This window comes from Polymorphobacter sp. (assembly GCF_051860865.1).
GTDB lineage: Bacteria > Pseudomonadota > Alphaproteobacteria > Sphingomonadales > Sphingomonadaceae > Sandarakinorhabdus.
The window spans coordinates 1-4,525 of the sequence record NZ_JBIMKZ010000122.1; the positions used below are offsets into that span (position 1 = coordinate 1).

Consider the following 4,525-nt stretch of genomic DNA (forward strand, 5'->3'; position numbering starts at 1 on the left):
GGGGCCCGCGGCCCCCGCCGCCGGAGGCATCTGGGTTGCCGCCGGAGGCCCATGAGGGGGCTGGTGATTGATCGGATGGGTCTGGTAAAGGGGGGGATGACTTTTTCATGCCTTTGTGGATCGGTGCAGGTCGAGCTGGCGGGGCGGCCTGACTTCATCCATGCCTGCAATTGCTCGCTGTGCAGCAAGACCGGGGCGGAATGGGCTTATCTGGCGCCCGATGCGGTGGGGGTTGCGGGGGCGACCTCCGGCTATGTGCGCGGGGACAAGGCGGACGCGGGGGCCGAGATCCGGTTTTGCGGGCAGTGCGGAAGCACGACGCATTTCGTGCTGACCGCCGAGACGGTGGCGCGGCATGGCAACACGATGGTCGGGGTGAACATGCGGCTGGCCGATCCGGGCGACCTTGCCGGGATCGAGCGGCGGTTTCCCGATGGCCGGGCGTGGTCGGGCGCCGGCGACTTCGGCTATGTCCGCGCCCCCGAAATCATTGGCGAAACAATCGCCTGACAATGATGTTACTGCAGCAACATTGACGGGGTCCGGGGGCTGAGCCCCCGGCCGCCGGAGGCTATTTTGCCTTAGTTCCAGGAGAACCACATGCTCGCCCTTCTGATCGCCGCGCAGGTTGCCGCCTTCAACCAGGCGGCGCCGAATGCGCCTGACCAGAAGCCGGCCTTTGCCGGGCAGACGCGGGCGCCGGAGCGCGCGGCCGGGGTGAAGTTCAAGGTGGAGACGGTGGTGTCGGGGCTGGAATCGCCCTGGGGGATGACGTTCCTGCCGGGCGGGCAGATGCTGGTGACCGAGAAGCCGGGGCGGTTGCGGATCGTGCGCAAGGACGGGACGCTGTCGCCGCCGGTGAAGGGGCTGCCGGCGGTGGACCCGGCCGGACAGGGCGGGTTGCTCGATGTGGCGCTCGATCCGGGGTTTGCGAAGAACGGGCTGATTTACTGGAGCTATGCGGAGCGGGCGGACGGCAAGAACCATTCGGCGGTGGCGCGCGGGCGGCTGGTCGATGGCGCGGCGCCGGCGCTGGAGGGGGTGCAGCGGATCTTCCGGCAGGTGCCGTCGATGGACTCGGACAAGCATTATGGCAGCCGGCTGGTGTTTGCGCCTGATGGCAAACTGTTCATCACGCTGGGCGAGCGGTCGATCCTGGCCGGGCGGGCGCAGGCGCGGCAGATGGACAGTCTGCTTGGCAAGGTGGTGCGGCTGAACAGTGACGGCAGCGTGCCGAAGGACAATCCGTTTGTGGGCAAGAGCGGCGTGCGGCCGGAGATCTGGTCGAGCGGACATCGGAACATCCAGTCGGCGGCGATCCATCCGGGGACGGGGTTGCTGTGGGAGGTGGAGCATGGCGCGCGCGGCGGTGACGAGGTGAACATCGTTCGCAAGGGGCGCGATTATGGCTGGCCGACGATCTCCTATGGCCGCGAGTATAGCGGCGGCAAGATCGGCGAAGGGCGGACGGCGGCGCCGGGCATGGAGCAGCCGGTCTATTATTGGGACCCGATCGTGGCGCCGTCCGGCATGGCTTTTTATACGGGCGCGCTGTTTCCGGCGTGGAAGGGCAGCCTGTTCGTCGGCGGGCTGAAATCGACGGCGCTGGTTCGGCTGACGCTGGAGGGCGAGCGCGTGGTGGGCGAGGAGCGGCTGCTGACCGAGCTGGGCGCGCGCATCCGCGATGTGCGGCAGGGGCCGGACGGGGCGGTCTATGTGCTGACCGATGGCAAGCAGGGACGGATGCTGAAGCTGGTGCCCGGAAACTGAGGGCGCAGTTGCCCTGCCGGCGCGGAGGTGTGACTATGGCGGGACGTCTGGGGAGGATGTGATGCGGATTCTGGCAGTTGTGGCGGCGTTGGTGATGGCGGCGCCGGGGTGGGCGCAGACGACACAGGTTTATACCGTGCCGGCGGGGGCCGCGCCGCATGACGTGGCGCCGGGGCCGGACGGGGTAGTCTGGTATACGGCGCAGAAGCAGGGGGCGCTGGGGATTCTTTATCCGGAAACCGGGCGGACCGTGCATGTGCCGCTGGGCGAGGGCTCGGCGCCGCATGGGGTGATCCAGGGGCCGGATGGGGCGGCGTGGATCACCGATTCCGGGCTGAACGCGATCGTGCGGGTCGATCCGAAGACCAATGCGGTGAAGGTGTGGAAGCTGCCCGAGGATACGGGCTATACCAATTTGAACACGCCGGCCTTCGATGGCGCCGGGGTGCTGTGGTTTACCGGGCAGAATGGCATTTATGGACGGCTCGACCCGAAGAGCGGCGACATGAAGGTGTGGCCGGCGCCGCGCGGGCGCGGGGCTTACGGCATCGATGCGACGCCGGCGGGCGAGATCTATTATGTGTCGCTGGCCGGGAGCCATCTGGCGAGTGTCGACCGCAAGAGCGGGGCGGCGACGGTGATCGACTTGCCGACGCCGAAGCAGGGGGCGCGGCGGGTCTGGGCCGACAGCAAGGGCGACCTGTGGATCTCCGAGTGGAATACCGGGCAGCTGACCCGCTATTCACCGGCGACCAAGGCCTGGAAGAGCTGGAAGATGCCGGGGGACGCGCCCAAGGCCTATGCGGTCTATGTCGATGAGCGGGATATGGTCTGGGTGAGCGATTGGGGGAGCAATGTGACGCGGAGCTTCGACCCCAAGACCGAGCGCTTTACCGCGGCCTATCCGGGGAGCGGCGCCTCGGCCAATGTGCGGCAGATCCTAGGGCGCAAGGGCGAGGTTTGGCTGCCGGAATCGGCGCTCGACCGGCTGATGGTGGTGCGCACCGAATGATGCTGGCGCTGCTGCTGGCGGCGGCGCCGTTGAGCGTCGGCGAGCGGGCGTTCCTGAAATGCTATTCCTGCCATTCGGTGGTGGCGGGCGAGGACGGGCTGCAGGGGCCGAATTTGCGCGGCGTGATCGGGCGGCGGGCGGGGACGCTGGCGGGGTTCGATTATTCGCCGGCGATGAAAGCGGCGGATATCGTCTGGGACCGGGTGCGGCTCGATGCGTTTCTGCAGGCGCCCGACAGCGTGGTGCCGGGGACGGCGATGACGCGGCCGCCGCTGGCGTCCGACGAAGAGCGGCGGGCGGTGATCGACTATCTTGAAAATCCTGAATAATCGAAAACTTCGATCATTATCATCAGGACAATCGGTTTTCCTTATCTCTGTGGGGGGCGTATATGTCCCGATACGGCGTCATCAAACGCCGTCTACAGGGAGGATTCCAATGCGGATCAACATGATTTCCATGGCGGCGCTGGCCGTCGCCATTGCGGCCCCGATGGCGGTCGCCAGCCCGGCGCAGGCCCAGGCCGTGGTCAACAACATGACCAACAGCTTCTGGTGGCCCGAGCGGCTCGACCTGTCGCCGCTGCGCCAGCATGGCGTGGCTTCCAACCCGATGGGCGCCGACTTCGATTATGCAGCCGAGTTCAAGACGCTCGACCTCAAGCAGGTGAAGGCCGACATCAACGCGGTGCTGACCGAGAGCCAGCCCTGGTGGCCGGCGGACTATGGCAATTATGGCCCGTTCTTCATCCGCATGGCCTGGCACAGCGCCGGGACCTACCGGATTTCCGACGGGCGGGGCGGCGCCGGCGGCGGGCAGCAGCGGTTCGAGCCGCTGAACAGCTGGCCCGACAACGCCAATCTCGACAAGGCGCGGCGGCTGCTGTGGCCGGTGAAGGCCAAGTATGGCCGCAAGATCTCCTGGGCCGATCTGATGGTGCTGACCGGCAATGTCGCGCTGGAGAACATGGGCTTCAAGACCTTCGGCTATGGCGGTGGGCGCCGCGACGACTGGGAGGCCGAGCTGGTCAACTGGGGCCCCGAGGCCAAGATGCTCGATGACAAGCGTTATTCGGGCGACCGCAAGCTGGCCAGGCCGCTGGCCGCCGTGCAGATGGGGCTGATCTACGTCAATCCCGAAGGCCCGAACGGCAAGCCCGACCCGATCGCCGCCGCCCGCGACATCCGCGAGACCTTCGGCCGGATGGCGATGAACGACGAGGAGACCGTGGCGCTGATCGCCGGCGGCCACACCTTCGGCAAGGCGCACGGCGCCAAGTCTCCTGAAAACTGCGTCGGCAAGGAACCCGCCGCCCAGCCGATCGAGGCGCAGGGCCTGGGCTGGACCAACAGCTGCGGCACCGGCAGCGGCGCCGACACCATCACCAGCGGCCTCGAAGGTGCCTGGACATCGAGCCCGGTCGCCTGGTCGATGCAGTATCTGGAAAACCTGTTCAAGTTCGACTGGGAGCAGACGAAGAGCCCGGCCGGGGCGATCCAGTGGATCCCCAAGAACGGCGGCGGTGCCGGCACGGTGCCGGACGCCCACATCGAAGGCAAGCTGAACACCCCGATCATGTTCACCACCGACCTGTCGCTGAAGGAGGACCCCAGCTACCGCAAGATCTCGCAGCGCTTCCTGAAGAACCCGGCCGAATTCGAGCTGGCCTTTGCCAAGGCGTGGTTCAAGCTGACCCACCGCGACATGGGCCCGCGCGGCCGCTACATCGGCAGCGAAGTGCCC

5 protein-coding genes are annotated in these 4,525 nt (G+C 67.2%); all 5 read left to right on the plus strand.

Translation table 11 applies throughout. The features are described from left to right. The first annotated feature begins 96 nt into the window (after window positions 1-96). The gene (locus tag ACTIFJ_RS14885) at window positions 97-510 is read left to right on the plus strand and encodes a GFA family protein (protein ID WP_439534896.1); all 414 of its coding nucleotides are present in this window, start codon (window positions 97-99) and stop codon (window positions 508-510) included. A gap of 90 nt (window positions 511-600) precedes the next feature. Further along, the gene (locus ACTIFJ_RS14890; RefSeq protein ID WP_439534897.1) at window positions 601-1,770 is read left to right on the plus strand and encodes a PQQ-dependent sugar dehydrogenase; all 1,170 of its coding nucleotides are present in this window, start codon (window positions 601-603) and stop codon (window positions 1,768-1,770) included. A gap of 13 nt (window positions 1,771-1,783) precedes the next feature. After that, complete coding sequence (locus ACTIFJ_RS14895) at window positions 1,784-2,782, plus strand: Vgb family protein (protein WP_439534900.1); 999 nt, start codon at window positions 1,784-1,786, stop codon at window positions 2,780-2,782. Then, on the plus strand, window positions 2,779-3,111 hold the full coding sequence (locus tag ACTIFJ_RS14900; RefSeq protein WP_439534898.1) for a c-type cytochrome: 333 nt from the start codon (window positions 2,779-2,781) through the stop codon (window positions 3,109-3,111). The genes ACTIFJ_RS14895 and ACTIFJ_RS14900 overlap by 4 nt, the downstream gene beginning before the upstream one ends. 109 nt (window positions 3,112-3,220) lie before the next feature. Then, a partial coding sequence (locus tag ACTIFJ_RS14905) for a peroxidase family protein (protein WP_439534899.1) occupies window positions 3,221-4,525 on the plus strand: 1,305 nt, incomplete at its 3' end.